The organism is Thalassotalea sp. Y01, assembly GCF_012932945.1.
Taxonomy (GTDB): domain Bacteria; phylum Pseudomonadota; class Gammaproteobacteria; order Enterobacterales; family Alteromonadaceae; genus Thalassotalea_A.
Window position 1 is genome coordinate 1 of sequence record NZ_JABBXG010000035.1, and the last position, 307, is coordinate 307.

1 tRNA gene is annotated in these 307 nt (G+C 46.3%); it reads left to right on the plus strand.

The window, feature by feature from the left end:
- Window positions 1-19 precede the first annotated feature (19 nt).
- Window positions 20-95, plus strand: a tRNA-Glu gene (locus HII16_RS16715).
- Window positions 96-307 lie beyond the last annotated feature (212 nt).

The window sequence follows — 307 nt, forward strand, 5'->3', positions numbered from 1 at the left end:
TTCGTAAAGCGATTTCTGTGTCCCGTTCGTCTAGAGGCCTAGGACACCGCCCTTTCACGGCGGTAACAGGGGTTCGAATCCCCTACGGGATGCCAATTTATTTTGTCAACTAAAAGTGAACAAGTTCTTAGTGCCCGGCTTAAATGCCAGACACATAGCATTGCAGTGTAGGATGAATCAAATTTTACGTAGAAAAATTTGACTGCTTACATAAAAATACGAATCAACGATTCGTAAAGCGATTTCTGTGTCCCGTTCGTCTAGAGGCCTAGGACACCGCCCTTTCACGGCGGTAACAGGGGTTCGA